Source organism: uncultured Amaricoccus sp. (genome assembly GCF_937891315.1).
Taxonomy (GTDB): Bacteria; Pseudomonadota; Alphaproteobacteria; order Rhodobacterales; family Rhodobacteraceae; genus Amaricoccus.
Genome location: NZ_CALAGI010000071.1, coordinates 20,753 through 33,626, shown reverse-complemented (window position 1 = coordinate 33,626; position 12,874 = coordinate 20,753). Strand labels below are relative to the sequence as shown.

Here is a 12,874-nt window from a genome sequence, read left to right as displayed (position 1 = left end):
GAGGAAGCGCATGAAGGAAAGCCGGTCCTTGATCAGGTATTCCGTCCGCTCGTCCGACAGCGAATGGCTCGCCTGAAGGATCAGGATCCGGAACATCAAGACATGGTCATAGGGCGGGCGGCCGCCCTTCGCGCGGTCCGACCTGGGCACCGCGCGCTCGAGCTCCGGCCGAAAAGCCTCAAAGTCCACCAGGCCATTTACCCGCTCAAGGTCGTCACCCTTCGCAGACAGATCCCGAAGACGCTCCTCGATGTCGAACAAACCCGCCTGCCGCATCGCCCACTCCGTCGAATGTCCCGGCCCAGTGAATCAGCATCCCGCCAAAAATGCACGGGTTTTTGGAGGCGTCCAACTATTTCGGACCGCCGGGCTTTGCTCTGTCGCTTGACGCGGCCAGCGTAGGCAGCCGGGTCAGGCTGAACAAAGTTCGCGTCGATGGAACGGTGACTTTGCTGGGCGCGCGGGTCGAACGGGATCTCGACTGCGAGGGAGCGCGAATTGTGGCCGAAGACCGATCCAAAGGAGTCGAGCTTGGCATTGCGTTGAAACTTGGGCTTTCAGTCATCAAGGGAGGAGTTTACTTTAGGGACGCCACGATCCGGGGAACTCTCGACGCGGAAGCCGCCGAATTTGGCGTGATCCATGACGACCCCGTTTCCTGGCCGCCGAAAGGTCATCTTTCGATCGATCGTTGTAAGTACCAAGGGTTTGGAAAGGGCACCTCAGACGCACGGACGCGGCTGTCGTGGTTGGACCTACAATTCACCGACCAGTCGGAATTTCTGCCGCAGCCTTACGAGCAACTCGCCAAGGTTTTGCGGTACATGGGGCATGGCGACGACGCGGTTACAGTCCTCATCGAAAAGGAGCGTCGCTCGCGCGCGGCAGAAAATAGCAGAAAGCGGGGGCTTGCCAGACTTGGGCACTGGGGCTGGACACAAGCGCTGCGCATCATTGGTTATGGCTACCGTCCACATCGGGCCATTTGGCCAGCCGCCGCCTTTGTTTTCGTTGGCGCCGTTCTCGTCTGTTACGCGAACGCTCAGGGCGTGATGTTACCGACCACGATCCCTGTGAAGGACACCGCCGCGCCGCGCCTGGTGCCCCTCATCTACTCCTTCGAAAGCTTTGTGCCGTTCATCGACCTGGACCAATTCAGGGCGTTTCGCCCGGACATGTCGACGCCCCTCGGCTGGTGGGTCCGGGTGTATCTGTGGATCCATGCGATGGTGGGCTGGGTCATTGGCGGCGTGGCAGCGGCTGGCGTACTCGGATTGTTCCAGAGGACCTGACTCGTCTGGGATGGCCGCCCCCGTTATTCCGTCAGCATCTCGAATGGATATTCACGCATGCCTTGTCCGCGCGTCGTCCCGGACCCTCGCCGGGCTCGCCTTGACAGCCCCGGGGGAAGGGGCGACAACGCGTCGCGCCCCGAGTGGGCGCGGGCTGGCAACGGGCGAGCGCGATGGCGACCAAAACCAAGGCGAAGGGCGGCGTTCTCGAGCTCGTCAAGACCGTCGTCTACGCGCTGTTGCTGGCCGGCCTGATCCGCACCCTGTTCTTTCAGCCGTTCTGGATCCCCTCGGGCTCGATGAAGCCGACGCTGCTGATCGGCGACTTCCTGTTCGTCAACAAGATGGCCTACGGCTATTCGCGCTATTCCTGTCCCTTCGGCCTCTGTCCGATCGAGGGGCGGATCCTCGCCCGTGATCCGGTGCGCGGCGACGTCGTGGTCTTCAAGCATCCGACCAACGGCACCGACTATATCAAACGGCTCATCGGCCTGCCCGGCGACACGATTCAGATGCGCGGCGGCATCCTCTTCATCAATGGCACCGAGGTGCCGCAGGTGCCGGACGGCACCTTCTCGGAAGTGAACGAGCCGCAGGGGCCGATGGCGAACATGCCCCGCTGCGAGAACCGTCCCGTGGCGCCCGGCGGCGATTGCCTCGCGGCGCAGTCGCGCGAGACGCTGCCGAACGGTGTCGAGCACGCGGTCCTCAACATCGAGGACGGTTTCGGCGACAATACCCCGGTCTTCACCGTGCCCGAGGGCGAGTTCTTCTTCATGGGTGACAATCGCGACAATTCGATGGATTCGCGCTTTCCGCGCGCCGCCGGCGGTGTCGGTTTCGTTCCCTTCGCCAATCTGGTCGGGCGGGCCGACCGGGTGATCTTCTCCTCGGCCGGGCCGTCGATGCTCGCCTTCTGGACCTGGCGGCCCGACCGCTTCTTCAAGGCGATCGAGTGAAGCTCAGCCGGCCGATGGCCGAGGCCGCGGCGCGGCTGGGGCATGACTTCATCCGGCCCGAACTGCTGATCGAGGCGCTGACCCATCCGTCGATGATGGGCGAGATCGACAATCAGCGGCTGGAATTCCTCGGCGACAGGGTGCTCGGCCTCGTCATCGCCGAGGCGCTGCTCGAACAGGATCGCGCCGCCGCCGAGGGTCAGCTCGCCCCGCGGCTGAACGCGCTCGTCCGCAAGGAGACCTGCGCCGAAGTCGCGGCCGAACTGGAGCTTGGCGTGGCACTCCGCATGGGCCGATCCGAGACGCTGTCGGGTGGGCGACGCAAGACCGCGCTGCTCGGCGATGCGATGGAGGCGGTTATCGCCGCGGTTTATCTCGACGGCGGGCTTGAACCGGCGCGGGCGCTGATCCTGCGCCATTGGGGAGCGCGGATCGAGGCCGCGCCGCGGCAGGCGCGCGACGCCAAGACCGCGCTGCAGGAATGGGCGCAGGCGCGCGGCTTGCGCCCGCCGGCCTATGACGATCTCGACCGCAGCGGGCCGGACCACGCGCCGATCTTTTCGGTCGCCGCGCGGCTCGAGGACGGGCGCGCGGCCGAGGGCAGCGCCGCCTCGAAGCGCGCGGCGCAACAGCGGGCGGCCGAGGCGCTGCTCGCCAGTCTGGAGGGCGAGCCATGACCGGAGCCAGCACCGAGGTCGAACCCACCTTTTGCGGCGTCGTCGCCCTGATCGGCGAGCCGAACGCCGGCAAATCGACGCTGCTGAACCGCATGGTCGGCGCCAAGGTCTCGATCGTGACCCACAAGGTCCAGACCACCCGCGCGCGGATCCGCGGCATTGCGATCGAGGGAGCGGCGCAGCTCATCTTCGTCGATACCCCCGGCCTTTTCCGTCCGCGGCGCCGGCTCGACCGGGCGATGGTCAAGGCGGCCTGGGGTGGGGCGGCCGACGCCGATGTCACCGTGCTGCTGGTCGAGGCGCATCGCGGCCTGACCGAGGGCGTGCGCGTCATCCTCGAGACGCTCGGCGGGCAGCTTTCCCCCAAGGCGCGGGTCGCGCTCGCCATCAACAAGATCGACCGGGTGCCGGCCGAAAAGCTGCTGGCGCTGAGCGCCGCGATGAACGAGGCGCGGGCGTTCGAGGCAACCTTCATGATCTCGGCGGAACGCGGGCACGGGGTCGATCACCTGAAGGCGTGGCTGGCGCGGCAGGTGCCGCCGGGGCCCTGGCTCTATCCCGAGGACCAGATCGCCGACCTGCCGCTGCGGCTGATCGCCGCCGAGATGACGCGCGAGAAGCTGACCCTGCGGCTGCATCAGGAACTGCCCTACGAGCTCACGGTCGAGACCGAAGGCTGGGAGGAGCGCAAGGACGGCTCGGTCAGGATCGATCAGGTGATCTATGTCGCCCGCGACGGCCACAAGGGCATCACGCTTGGCCCGAAGGGCGAGACGATCAAGGCGATCGGCAAGGCGGCGCGCGAGGAAATCCGCGCCTTCCTCGGGCAGGAGGTCCATCTTTTCCTGACCGTCAAGGTACGACCGAACTGGCTCGACGAAGCCGAGCGCTTCACCGAGATCGGCCTCGATTTCCGCGACGGCGACGCCTGAGCGAATGGCCCGCCTGACCGCGGATTTCTGGGTGCATGCCTATCTCGCGCGGCTGCGGCTGGCGGGAATCCCGGCCTTCGTGACGACGCGCGGCGATGCGACGGCGGGCGCGGTGATCGTGAAAGTGAACAGCCTCGACGGCCGGGCGCGGGCCTTCCAGCGCGCCTATGACGCCGCCGGCGCGCGGGTCTGGATCGCCTTCGCCGAGGGGCAGGAACCGGAGGTCGACGCCGCCCTCGCCCGCCAGCGCGGCTACGATCCCGACCTCTGGACCATCGAGGTCGAGGATCGCGCCGGCCGCCACCTGCTCGACGACCCGAGCCTCGCGGCGGACTGACGGCTGGCAGGCCAAGGACCAAGCTCCTACACTGGTGGAATGGACTGGCGCGACGAAGGCATCCTGATCTCGACCCGGCGGCATGGCGAAACCTCGGCGATCATCGAGGTCTTCACCGCCGGTCATGGCCGGCACGCCGGCGTGGTGCGGGGCGGCGCGGGCCGGCGGATGGCGCCGATCCTGCAGCCGGGCGCGGAGATCAGTGTCGAATGGTCCGCCCGGCTCGATGAGCATATCGGCGCGTATCGCGTCGATCCGATCCGCGCGCATGGCGCCGCGCTGATGGAGGACCGCGCCGCGCTGGCCGCGCTCGGCGCCGTCACCGGGCTGATCGCCGCCGCGCTGCCGGAACGGGCTTCGCACCCCGCGCTGTTCGCCGGCAGCCGCGATCTCGTGGCCGCTCTCGGCCGCGCCCCGGACTGGCCGGCGCGCTACGCGCTCTGGGAGCTGTCGCTGCTGGCGGAGCTTGGCTTCGGGCTCGACCTTTCGCGCTGCGCCGCGACGGGCGCGACCGGCGATCTCGCCTATGTGTCGCCAAAATCCGGCGCGGCGGTCAGCCGGGCGGGCGGCGGGCCTTGGGCCGACCGCCTGCTGCCCCTGCCCGGCTTCCTGTGCGACGGCGCTCCCCACCGCGCGGCGCCGGCGGATGTCGCGGCGGCGCTGCGCCTGACCGGATTTTTCCTCGAAGCCCGCCTCGCGCCGACACTGGCCCGCGCGACCCTGCCGGCGGCGCGCGGCCGCGCCGTCGACGCGATCCTGCGCCGGGCCGGCTGAGCGAAACTCAGCTCCGCACGAAGCGCAGGCTGGCGCCGTCGGGACCGGTCAGCAGCAGCGAGTCGGTCAGGAGCTCGGCATGGTTCACCTGATCCATCACCGACAAGAACAGCCGCTCCTCCTCGATCTGCGGACAGATGGCGCGCGTGGTCGCCACCGTCTCGAAGCTGAGATCCGGCCAGCGGCCGACATAGTTCGCATTGAAGGCGTTGCACGGCGCCTGACCGGTGACCCGCCCGTCCTCGGTCAGGGTCGCGGTCGTGCTCGCCGTGTAGGGCGCTCCGCCGAGTTCCACCAGTTTCCAGGTGGTTCCGGGGAGCAGCCAGTTGCCTTCCGGCACTTCGGTCTCAGGCGCGGGCATGACGCAGGCGGCGAGCCCGAGCAGAGCGAAAGGCGCGACGAAACGGATCAATCTCGGTTCTCCAGCAAGCGGCGGGCGATGACCTGGGCCTGGATCTCGGCCGCGCCCTCGAAGATGTTCAGGATCCGCGCATCGCATAGCACCCGGCTTATCTTGTATTCCAGCGCGAATCCGTTGCCGCCATGGATCTGCAGGGCGTTGTCGGCGCAGGCCCAGGCAATGCGCGCGCCCAAGAGCTTCGCCATGCCCGCCTCGAGGTCGCAGCGCCGGCCTTCGTCCTTCTCGCGGCCGGCGTGATAGCTGAGCTGGCGGGCGATCATGATCTCGACCGCCATCAGCGCGAGCTTGCCATAGACCCGGGGGAAGTCGATCAGTGCCTTGCCGAACTGCTTGCGATCCTGCGCATAGCGCAGCCCCAGCTCCATCGCGCATTGCGCGACACCGATCGCCCGCGCCGCGGTCTGAATGCGCGCGCTCTCGAAGGTCTGCATCAGCTGCTTGAAGCCCTGTCCCTCGACCCCGCCGAGCAGGTTCGCCGCCGGCACCTTGAATCCGTCAAAGCCGAGCTCGTACTCCTTCATGCCGCGATAGCCGAGCACCTCGATCTCGCCGCCGGTCATGCCGGTCGCCGGAAAGGCATCCGTCTCGGTACCGCGCGGCTTCGGCGCGAGCAGCATCGAGAGGCCGGAATAGTCGCTGGTCGCCGGATCGGTGCGCACCAGCAGCGTCATCACATCGGCGCGCGCGGCGTGGGTGATCCAAGTCTTGTTGCCGGTGACGACGTAATCCTCGCCTTCGCGCACCGCGCGCGCGCGCAGCGAGCCGAGGTCGGAGCCGGTGTTCGGCTCGGTGAAGACGGCGGTCGGCAGGATCTCGGCGCTGGCGATCCTGGGCAGCCATTCCTTCTTCTGTTCCTCGGTGCCGCCGCCGAGGATCAGCTCGGCCGCGATCTCCGACCGCGTGCCGAGGCTGCCGACGCCTATATAGCCGCGGCTGAGTTCCTCGGAGACGACGCACATTGCCGTCTTCGACATGCCGAAGCCGCCGTATTCCTCGGGGATGGTCAGGCCGAAGACGCCGAGTTCGCCCATCTCCTCGATGATCTCGATCGGGATCAGCTCGTCCCTGAGGTGCCATTCATGCGCGTTCGGCACCACCCGCTCCTCGGCGAAGCGGCGGAACTGGTCGCGGATCATCTCGTATTCGGCATCGAGCCCGGTGGCGCCGAAGGTCGCGGCGCCCTCCTGTTCGAGCATCAGCGCGACGAGCCGCGCCCGCGCCGCGTCGGTATTGCCGGTCTCGATCAGCGCCGCCACGGCCGGGACGAGGAAGGCCTCGACATCGGCCTCGCTCAGGCCGATTTCGCGCGGGCGGGCGATCTCGCCCTGCGACATCGGGATGCCGCCGCGCAACTGGCTGAGATATTCGCCGAATCCGATGGCGAGGATCAGCCGTTCGATCTCGCCGAAGGCGCCATCGGCCCGCAGCCGCTCGGCCCAATCCGCGAGCTGGGTCAGGCTCTCGACATAGGTCGCGGTCCAGGACAGCGAATGCGCCGCGAACTGGTCGTTCTCCAGCGCCTTGTTCGAGATCTTGCCGCCCGAACTCAGCTTCGCGCCAAGACTCGCGCGCGCCGCGGCGAGCAGCCCGCGCGCCGCGGCCACGGCTTCGGCGCACCGGGCGAGCAGGTCGGCGGTCTCGGACGGTACGCTGGCGGCTCGGGCGGGCTGGTTCATGGCGGTCACATCCTCTGGTCGAGCACGCCTCTTGTGCGGCGCGGAATCATATGCTGCGATCGCGCACAAACCTAGGGGCATCGCCGGGTAGCGTCAATTTAAAGACGCAAGAATGCTACGCCCGCCCCGAGCGGATCGGAAATTTTATTAGCATTGCTCCCCGCCGGAGGGCCTGCGATCACAAGACGGTGGTCGGGGATACGAACTCGGATGGAAGATTTCTACGTCGCGTTCGGTCCTGGTGGCGTCCTCGGTACTGTCGCGGCCATGGTTCTCGGCGGTTTCGCCAAGGGCGTGGTGGGTTTCGCCCTGCCGCTGATCGCCGTCAGCATCATGGCCTCGTTCCTGCCGGCCAAGGTCGCGGTCGCACTGATGGTGGTGCCGATCCTCGTCTCGAACCTGCTGCAGGCGCTGCGCGGTGGCATGGCGGAAGCCTGGGCGAGTCTGGTGAAATACCGCCGGCTGAACCTCGTCTTCTTCGTGACCATCGTCTTCGCCGCCCGGCTGGTCGTCCTCATGCCGGACGCGATGCTCTATGGTGTGCTCGGCGCCACGATCACCGGCTTCGGCGCGGCGCAGGTGCTCGGCTGGCGGCCCACCTTCGCGCCCCGGCGCGCGCGGCTGGCCGAGATCCTGGCCGGAATCGCCGCCGGTATCTTCGGCGGCATCGCCGGCATCTGGGGGCCGCCGCTCGTCATCTACCTGCTGGCGGCCGAGGTGCCGAAGATCGAGATGGTCCGGGTGCAGAGCATCACCTTCGCGCTCGGCGCCATCGTGCTCCTCGTCTCGCACGCACAGTCCGGCGTGCTCGACGCCATGACGCTGCCGATGTCGACCTGGCTGACCCTGCCGACGCTGGCCGGCATGTTCCTCGGCTACGGCGTTCAGGACAGGCTCGACCAGGAACTGTTCCGCAAGGTGACGCTCATCGTGCTGATCGCCGCCGGCCTCAACCTGCTGCGGCGCGCCATCGGGGCCTGAATTTTCCGCGGCGGCGCCGATAGTTCGGCGGCGGATTTCGGTCACCTCGCGGCCATCGCTCAAGACCGCCGCCCGGGGGAAAGTCGTATGGATCGGATCGAGATGCCGAGACCGTCAGGTCCCGGCGCGGCCGGCGACGAGGCGGACCCGCAGCAGGCTGAGCGCGAAGAGGATGGTCATCGCCAGCACGATGGTCGGTCCCGGCGCGCTGTCGAGCCAGAAGCTCGCGTAGATCCCGGTGAGGGCCGCCGTCGCCGCGACGAGGCTCGCCACCGCCAGCATGGCCCCGAAGTTCCGAACCCAGAGAAACGCGGTGGCGCCCGGTCCGATCAGCAGCGAGATGGCGAGGATGATGCCGACCGCGCGCAGCGCCGCGACCACCATCAGTGCGACCAGCGCCAGCAGCCCGTAATGCAGCAACCGGGTCGGCAGGCCGATGGCGCGCGCGTGCTGGGCGTCGAAGCAATAGGCCAGCAGGTCGCGCCACCGGGTCATGATCGCGAGAAAGACGAAGGCCGAGATCGCCGCGCTCTCGGCCACGTTGCCCCAGGTGACGCCGAGCGGATCGCCGAAGAGGATATGGTCGAGATGCACGTCCGTCACGGTCCGCACATAGAGCACGATGCCGAGGCCGAACATGCCGGAGAAGACGATGCCCATCACCGTATCCTCCTTCACCCGGCTGTTCTCCTTCAGAAAGCCGGTGGCGACCGCGCAGAACATGCCGGCGGCGAAGGCGCCGAAGGCGAGCGGGATCCCGGCCCGATAGGCAAGCACGATGCCGGGCAGGACCGCGTGGCTGATGGCGTCGCCCATCAGTGACCAGCCCCGCAGCACCAGATAGCAGGAAAGCAGCGCCATCGGCGCGGCGACGGCCAGCGCGATCAGGAAGGCGCGCTGCATGAAATCGAACTGGAACGGCAGGAGCAGGGACTCGATCATCGCGCCGTCTCCCGGCCGCGGGCGCGCGCCGCCAGCATCCCGTGCTTCGGCGCGAAGACGAAAGCCAGCAGGAAGACGAGCGTCTGCGACACGACGATGATGCCGCCGGTCGCGCCGTCGAGAAAGAAGCTCGCATAGGCGCCAAGCGCGCTCGTCGCCGCGCCGATGGAGGCGGCGTAGAGGATCAGCCGCTCGAACCGGTCGGTGAGCAGGTACGCGGTGGCCCCCGGCGTCACCACCAGCGCGATGACGAGGAAGGCGCCGACCGTCTGCAGCGCCGCGACCGTCGAGGCGGCGAGCAGGGTGAAGAACAGAACCTTCAGCGCCCGGGGGCGCAGGCCGATGCTGAGCGCGTGCTTCTCGTCGAAGAAGACCACCATCAGGTCGCGCCATTTGACGAGCAGGATGGTGAGCGACACGCCGCCGATCAGCGCGAGTTGCAGCGTATCTTCCGGCGTGATGGCGAGGATATTGCCGAGCATGATCGTCTGCACATTGACCGAGGTCGGGGCGATCGAGACGATGAAGAGGCCGATGCCGAAGAAAGAGGTGAAGATCATGCCGATCACGGCGTCCTGCTTCAGCCGGGTGAATTCCCCGAGTGCCAGCATCGAGCCCGCCGCGAGGCCCCCCGCGATGAAGGCGCCGAGCGAGAAGGGCAAGCCGAGCAGATAGGCGACGGCGACCCCGGGCACGATGGCGTGGCTGAGCGCATCGCCGATCAGCGACCAGCCCTTGAGCATCAGGAAGGCCGAGAGAAAGCCGCAGACGCAGCCAACGAGCGCGCTGACCCAGATGGCGTTCATCATGTACTGATAGCCGAACGGCTCCAGCAGCGCGCTCATCGCCGATCCCCGCGCGCCTGCTCGGAACCGTCGCCCTCGTCGTAGATCACGAAGGGGCGCTCGTCATCGGTGAGAACGGTCAGCGAGCGATGGTCCGCGTCATCGTGATGCAGCGCGGCGCCGCCGAGCACGAAATGCCGCAAGGCGCCACCGAAGGCGCGTTCGAGATTCGCCCGGGTGAAGACCTCGGCGGTCGGGCCGGAGGCGAGCACGGTGCGGTTGATCAGAATCGCCCGGTCGCAATATTCCGGCACCGATCCGAGATTGTGGGTCGAGACCAGCATCACCCGCCCCTCGGCGCGCAATTCGCCGAGCAGGGTCACGATCTGCTCCTCGGTGGTCACGTCGACGCCGGTGAAGGGCTCGTCGAGCAGGATTACCTGACCTTCCTGCGCCAGCGCGCGGGCGAGAAACACCCGCTTCTTTTGTCCGCCCGAGAGCTCGCCGATCTGGCGCGCGCGATAGTCGGTCATGCCGACGCGCGCGAGTGCCGAGCCGACCATCTCGATGTCGATCGGGCGCGGCCGGCGCAACCAGCCCATGTGGCCGTAGCGGCCCATCATCACCACGTCCTCGACCAGGACAGGGAAGCTCCAGTCCACCTCCTCGGCCTGCGGCACATAGGCGACGAGGTTCTTGCGTAGCGCCGCGTCGCGGCTCATGCCGAGGATGATGATTTCGCCGCGCTGTGCCGGGGCGAAGCCCATGATCGCCTTGAAGAGCGTGGATTTGCCCGAGCCGTTCACCCCGACCAGCGCGGTGATCGAGCCGCGCGGGATCTCGAATCCGACGTCGTGGATCGCAGTGTTGCCGCTGCGATAGGTGACGGTCAGCCCCTCGGCGCGAAGGCCCGAGCCGTTCGCCGCTCCGTTCATTGTGTCAGGCCCGACGCGATGGTCTCGGTCGTGACACGCATCAGGTCGAGATAGGTCGGCACCGGCCCGTCGGCGCCGGAAAGACTGTCGACATAGAGGACGCCGCCGTAAGCCGCGCCGGTCTCGCGCGCGACCTGCTTCGCCGCGTCGGCCGGAATGGTGCTCTCGCTGAAGACCGCCGGGATGTGATGTTCGCGCACCCCGTCGATCACCTTTCGCACCTGCCGCGGCGTGCCCTGCTGGTCGGCGTTGATCGGCCAGATGTACAGCTCGTGGAGCCCGAAATCGCGGGTCAGGTAGCTGAAGGCGCCCTCGGAACTGACCAGCCAGCGCCGGTCCTCGGGGATCGCGGCGAAGCGCGCGCGGATCGGATCGACGGTGGCGCGGATCTCGTCCGAATAGGCGGCGGCGTTCGCATCATAGGTCGCGGCGTTGGCCGGATCGATCCCGCCCAGCGCCACGCGGATGTTCTCGACATAGATCAGCGCCGCTTCCGGCGACATCCAGGCATGCGGGTTCGGCTTGCCCTGATAGGCCCCCTCGGAGATGCCGATCGGGTCCACGCCGTCGCTGACCGTGGCCGAGGGCACGTCGCCGATATTGACCAGGAATTTCTCGAACCACTGCTCCAGATTCAGCCCGTTGCGCAGAACGAGGTCGGCGCCGCGGGCGCGCAGGATGTCGCCGGGCGTCGGCTGGTAATAGTGGATCTCCGCGCCGGGCTTGGTCAGCGATTCCACTTCCGCCGCGTCGCCCGCCACGTTTCGGGCCATATCCGCCAGAATGGTGAAGGTCGTCACCACCTTCGGCTTGTCCTGCGCGGCCGCCGGAAGGCCGAGGCCGAGCAGAAGCAGCATGGAAAAGGCGATTCGGCGCATGTGCAGGGTTCCCGCGTGATTGTCCTTCCCTACCTAGGCGCGGAGCGTCGATTGTCAATGCAAATGATAATCGTTTGCAAAAATGCGCTTTGCAATCGCGGGACCGGCCGGTATTCTCGCGCGATGGGCTCCGGTGCGAAGCAGGCGGACTATGAGGTGATGCTGCGCGACGCCGGTCTGCGCATAACGAAGCCGCGCCGCGTCATCCTCGAGATTCTGCATGATATGCATGGCCATCCCGACGCGACGCAGATCTTCGAGCGGGCGGTGGCGATGGACAGCCGCATCTCGCTTGCTACCGTCTACCGCACGATGAAGGCGCTGGAGGAGAGCGGCGCGATCCAGCGGCATGCCTTCTCCGGCGGTCCGGCCCGGTTCGAGCAGGCGGAGGAGGGGCGGCACCACGACCACCTGATCGACATCGAGACCGGCGAGGTGATCGAATTCGCCGACCCGCTGATCGAGGCGTTGCAGGAGGAGGTCGCCGCGCGGCTCGGCTACCGGATCGTGCATCACCGGCTGGAGATCTACGGGCGCAAGCTCAGGGGTGAGACCTGATGCGTGAACCGTCCGACGACGCGACTTCGAGTGCGCGATAGGCCGCCGTGAAGCCGAGGAGCGACACGGGCAACCGCGCATGCGATCCGTCGAGCAGCGTCAGTTCCAGATTGGCCGCCGGCTGCTTGCGCAGCGCGGCGAGAAGATCGGGGTCGAGCGCCAGCCGCGCCTCGCAGGCCGTGGCGCCGCAGGTCATCCAAGGTCCGGCCGTCGGCTCGGTGTCGCGCGGCGCGAACTGGAGACCGTCCGGAAGATAGAGCGGCAGCGGCGTCCGAATGACCAGCGCGCCTTTGTCCGCCGCCGCGACCGTCAGGCGCAGGAGCGCGCCGGCGCGCGGCGGAGCGGCGCGCAGTTCGGTCTCGATCCGGCAGTCGGCGGCGCAGGTCAGCCGCCAGTCACCGAACACGACCGGCACCGGCGCGGGCGGTGGCGCCAGTGGCGGGTCGGCCGCCGCCGCTGTCGCCATCAGCGCGGCGGCGATCGGTCCGGCCAGGCGCCGAAGCCCCGTCCCTCGCATTTGCGCCATCCTCCCGGACCGTGGTCCACAGCCGCGCAGCGTACGGTCCGGGCCGGCCGAAAGCAACTTCACCGAATATTAAGCATGTTAATTCCGCGCGTTAGCACTTGCTTAGCGTTGATCGGGGAATGTGCCGTCACGCGGTTGAACGGCCGGCGCGGCGGGATCGGAAATCGGTCCGGGCCGCAACACTCAGAAGGGCGTCTCATC

16 protein-coding genes are annotated in these 12,874 nt (G+C 67.7%); 8 read left to right on the top strand and 8 right to left on the bottom strand.

The window, feature by feature from the left end; translation table 11 throughout:
* Positions 1 to 276: transposase (locus Q0480_RS06555; protein WP_299131591.1), on the bottom strand; the 276-nt coding region annotated here is incomplete at its 3' end.
* A 50-nt stretch (positions 277 to 326) separates the two neighbouring features.
* On the opposite strand from Q0480_RS06555, the gene Q0480_RS06550 reads away from it, so the two are divergent.
* The 6 genes from Q0480_RS06550 (at position 327) to recO (ending at position 4,971) form a co-directional block, all read left to right on the top strand.
* Positions 327 to 1,292: a hypothetical protein gene (locus Q0480_RS06550; RefSeq protein WP_299131590.1), complete on the top strand. Its 966-nt coding sequence runs from the start codon at positions 327 to 329 to the stop codon at positions 1,290 to 1,292.
* 173 nt (positions 1,293 to 1,465) lie between these two features.
* A complete protein-coding gene (gene lepB, locus Q0480_RS06545; protein WP_299131589.1) occupies positions 1,466 to 2,251 on the top strand; it encodes a signal peptidase I in 786 nt (261 codons plus the stop codon).
* Positions 2,252 to 2,265: 14 nt separating this feature from the next.
* Positions 2,266 to 2,928: a ribonuclease III gene (rnc, locus tag Q0480_RS06540; RefSeq protein ID WP_299131592.1), complete on the top strand. Its 663-nt coding sequence runs from the start codon at positions 2,266 to 2,268 to the stop codon at positions 2,926 to 2,928.
* Positions 2,925 to 3,860 (top strand): GTPase Era, encoded by a 936-nt coding sequence (era, locus tag Q0480_RS06535; protein WP_299131588.1) that lies wholly within the window; start codon positions 2,925 to 2,927, stop codon positions 3,858 to 3,860. The genes rnc and era overlap by 4 nt, the downstream gene beginning before the upstream one ends.
* Positions 3,861 to 3,864: 4 nt before the next feature.
* Positions 3,865 to 4,197, top strand: coding sequence for a DUF1491 family protein (locus Q0480_RS06530; RefSeq protein ID WP_299131587.1), 333 nt, complete (start codon positions 3,865 to 3,867; stop codon positions 4,195 to 4,197).
* 39 nt (positions 4,198 to 4,236) lie between these two features.
* Entirely contained in the window at positions 4,237 to 4,971 is a 735-nt protein-coding gene (recO, locus tag Q0480_RS06525) for a DNA repair protein RecO (RefSeq protein WP_299131586.1), read from the top strand.
* Positions 4,972 to 4,978: 7 nt separating this feature from the next.
* On the opposite strand, the gene Q0480_RS06520 is transcribed toward recO, so the two are convergent.
* Together Q0480_RS06520 and Q0480_RS06515 are read right to left on the bottom strand one after the other, a co-directional pair.
* Complete coding sequence (locus Q0480_RS06520; protein ID WP_299131585.1) at positions 4,979 to 5,383, bottom strand: META domain-containing protein; 405 nt, start codon at positions 5,381 to 5,383, stop codon at positions 4,979 to 4,981.
* Positions 5,380 to 7,068, bottom strand: a complete 1,689-nt coding sequence (locus tag Q0480_RS06515; RefSeq protein WP_299131583.1) for an acyl-CoA dehydrogenase family protein — start codon at positions 7,066 to 7,068, stop codon at positions 5,380 to 5,382. Before Q0480_RS06515 ends, Q0480_RS06520 begins: the two co-directional genes overlap by 4 nt.
* 210 nt (positions 7,069 to 7,278) lie before the next feature.
* On the opposite strand from Q0480_RS06515, the gene Q0480_RS06510 reads away from it, so the two are divergent.
* On the top strand, positions 7,279 to 8,049 hold the full coding sequence (locus Q0480_RS06510) for a sulfite exporter TauE/SafE family protein (protein ID WP_299131582.1): 771 nt from the start codon (positions 7,279 to 7,281) through the stop codon (positions 8,047 to 8,049).
* 114 nt (positions 8,050 to 8,163) lie between these two features.
* Here the strand turns inward: Q0480_RS06510 and Q0480_RS06505 are convergent, their stop codons facing one another.
* Genes Q0480_RS06505 through Q0480_RS06490 form a run of 4 tightly spaced genes read right to left on the bottom strand, consistent with a single transcriptional unit; the run spans position 8,164 to position 11,589 of the window.
* The gene (locus Q0480_RS06505) at positions 8,164 to 8,991 is read right to left on the bottom strand and encodes a metal ABC transporter permease (protein ID WP_299131581.1); all 828 of its coding nucleotides are present in this window, start codon (positions 8,989 to 8,991) and stop codon (positions 8,164 to 8,166) included.
* Positions 8,988 to 9,836: a metal ABC transporter permease gene (locus tag Q0480_RS06500; RefSeq protein ID WP_299131580.1), complete on the bottom strand. Its 849-nt coding sequence runs from the start codon at positions 9,834 to 9,836 to the stop codon at positions 8,988 to 8,990. The genes Q0480_RS06505 and Q0480_RS06500 overlap by 4 nt, the downstream gene beginning before the upstream one ends.
* Positions 9,833 to 10,711, bottom strand: a complete 879-nt coding sequence (locus Q0480_RS06495; RefSeq protein WP_299131579.1) for a manganese/iron ABC transporter ATP-binding protein — start codon at positions 10,709 to 10,711, stop codon at positions 9,833 to 9,835. Before Q0480_RS06495 ends, Q0480_RS06500 begins: the two co-directional genes overlap by 4 nt.
* On the bottom strand, positions 10,708 to 11,589 hold the full coding sequence (locus Q0480_RS06490) for a metal ABC transporter substrate-binding protein (protein WP_299131576.1): 882 nt from the start codon (positions 11,587 to 11,589) through the stop codon (positions 10,708 to 10,710). The genes Q0480_RS06495 and Q0480_RS06490 overlap by 4 nt, the downstream gene beginning before the upstream one ends.
* A gap of 123 nt (positions 11,590 to 11,712) precedes the next feature.
* Here Q0480_RS06490 and Q0480_RS06485 point away from each other — a divergent pair, with 123 nt between their 5' ends.
* The gene (locus Q0480_RS06485; RefSeq protein ID WP_299131574.1) at positions 11,713 to 12,147 is read left to right on the top strand and encodes a Fur family transcriptional regulator; all 435 of its coding nucleotides are present in this window, start codon (positions 11,713 to 11,715) and stop codon (positions 12,145 to 12,147) included.
* Here Q0480_RS06485 and Q0480_RS06480 read toward each other — a convergent pair.
* Entirely contained in the window at positions 12,131 to 12,664 is a 534-nt protein-coding gene (locus Q0480_RS06480) for an invasion associated locus B family protein (RefSeq protein WP_299131573.1), read from the bottom strand. The genes Q0480_RS06485 and Q0480_RS06480 overlap by 17 nt on opposite strands.
* Positions 12,665 to 12,874 lie beyond the last annotated feature (210 nt).

Coding starts and splice junctions, on each gene's coding strand:
- Q0480_RS06530 (WP_299131587.1), top strand. CDS start 3,865: ATGGCCCGCCTGACCGCGGATTTCTGGGTGCATGCCTATCTCGCGCGG.
- Q0480_RS06505 (WP_299131581.1), bottom strand. CDS start 8,991: ATGATCGAGTCCCTGCTCCTGCCGTTCCAGTTCGATTTCATGCAGCGC.
- recO (WP_299131586.1), top strand. CDS start 4,237: ATGGACTGGCGCGACGAAGGCATCCTGATCTCGACCCGGCGGCATGGC.
- Q0480_RS06550 (WP_299131590.1), top strand. CDS start 327: ATGCACGGGTTTTTGGAGGCGTCCAACTATTTCGGACCGCCGGGCTTT.
- Q0480_RS06495 (WP_299131579.1), bottom strand. CDS start 10,711: ATGAACGGAGCGGCGAACGGCTCGGGCCTTCGCGCCGAGGGGCTGACC.
- Q0480_RS06490 (WP_299131576.1), bottom strand. CDS start 11,589: ATGCGCCGAATCGCCTTTTCCATGCTGCTTCTGCTCGGCCTCGGCCTT.
- Q0480_RS06510 (WP_299131582.1), top strand. CDS start 7,279: ATGGAAGATTTCTACGTCGCGTTCGGTCCTGGTGGCGTCCTCGGTACT.
- lepB (WP_299131589.1), top strand. CDS start 1,466: ATGGCGACCAAAACCAAGGCGAAGGGCGGCGTTCTCGAGCTCGTCAAG.
- Q0480_RS06485 (WP_299131574.1), top strand. CDS start 11,713: ATGGGCTCCGGTGCGAAGCAGGCGGACTATGAGGTGATGCTGCGCGAC.
- Q0480_RS06515 (WP_299131583.1), bottom strand. CDS start 7,068: ATGAACCAGCCCGCCCGAGCCGCCAGCGTACCGTCCGAGACCGCCGAC.
- Q0480_RS06480 (WP_299131573.1), bottom strand. CDS start 12,664: ATGCGAGGGACGGGGCTTCGGCGCCTGGCCGGACCGATCGCCGCCGCG.
- Q0480_RS06500 (WP_299131580.1), bottom strand. CDS start 9,836: ATGAGCGCGCTGCTGGAGCCGTTCGGCTATCAGTACATGATGAACGCC.
- rnc (WP_299131592.1), top strand. CDS start 2,266: ATGGCCGAGGCCGCGGCGCGGCTGGGGCATGACTTCATCCGGCCCGAA.
- era (WP_299131588.1), top strand. CDS start 2,925: ATGACCGGAGCCAGCACCGAGGTCGAACCCACCTTTTGCGGCGTCGTC.